Below are 1323 nucleotides of genomic sequence, written 5' to 3'. Positions count from 1 at the left end.
TGCTGCAATGACACGACTTCGGTGATGTGCTTGAGCCCCGCTACATTGTCGGCGCGGAATCACTTGACCAGTGAGCTATTACGCACTCTTTCAAGGGTGGCTGCTTCTAAGCCAACCTCCTGGTTGTCTCTGCGACTCCACATCCTTTCCCACTTAGCACACGCTTAGGGACCTTAGTCGGTGTTCTGGGCTGTTTCCCTCTCGACCATGGAGCTTATCCCCCACAGTCTCACTGCCACGCTCTCACTTACCGGCATTCGGAGTTTGGCTAAGGTCAGTAACCCGGTAAGGCCCATCGCCTATCCAGTGCTCTACCTCCGGCAAGAAACACGTGACGCTGCACCTAAATGCATTTCGGGGAGAACCAGCTATAACGGAGTTTGATTGGCCTTTCACCCCTAACCACAGGTCATCCCCCAGGTTTTCAACCCTGGTGGGTTCGGTCCTCCACACGGTCTTACCCGCGCTTCAACCTGCCCATGGCTAGATCACTCCGCTTCGGGTCTTGGGCATGCAACTCAGACGCCCTATTCGGACTCGCTTTCGCTACGGCTACCCCACACGGGTTAACCTCGCTACACACCGCAAACTCGCAGGCTCATTCTTCAAAAGGCACGCAGTCACGGCCCACCAGCAAGCTGATGAACGACGCTCCCACGGCTTGTAGGCACACGGTTTCAGGTACTATTTCACTCCGCTCCCGCGGTACTTTTCACCATTCCCTCACGGTACTATCCGCTATCGGTCACCAGGGAATATTTAGGCTTAGCGGGTGGTCCCGCCAGATTCACACGGGATTTCTCGGGCCCCGTGCTACTTGGGAGTTTCTCAAACGAGCCGTACAGATTTCGTCTACGGGGGTCTTACCCTCTACGCCGGACCTTTCGCATGTCCTTCGACTACCCATACGGTTTCTGACTCGCCGACCGGCCGGCAGACCGATCAAGAAAAATCCCACGACCCCGCGATGGCAACCCCTGCCGGGTCTCACACCATCACGGTTTAGCCTCATCCGGTTTCGCTCGCCACTACTCCCGGAATCACGGTTGTTTTCTCTTCCTGCGGGTACTGAGATGTTTCACTTCCCCGCGTTCCCTCCACACTGCCTATGTGTTCAGCAGCGGGTGACAGCCCATGACGACTGCCGGGTTTCCCCATTCGGAAACCCCCGGATCAAAGCCTGGTTGACGGCTCCCCGGGGACTATCGTGGCCTCCCACGTCCTTCATCGGTTCCTGGTGCCAAGGCATCCACCGTGCGCCCTTAAAAACTTGGCCACAGATGCTCGCGTCCACTGTGCAGTTCTCAAACAACGACCAGTCAC

The 1323-nt window shown here is 56.9% G+C and carries 1 rRNA gene; it reads right to left on the bottom strand.

The features are described 5' to 3' along the window. Positions 1-1276 (bottom strand): 23S ribosomal RNA (locus tag AB0O82_RS38730); the annotation flags it as partial. Between the last annotated feature and the right edge of the window lie 47 nt (positions 1277-1323).

The sequence above is a fragment of the Kitasatospora sp. NPDC088264 genome (assembly GCF_040685715.1).
Taxonomy (GTDB): Bacteria; Actinomycetota; Actinomycetes; order Streptomycetales; family Streptomycetaceae; genus Kitasatospora.
This window is presented reverse-complemented; position numbering and strand designations above follow the sequence as displayed.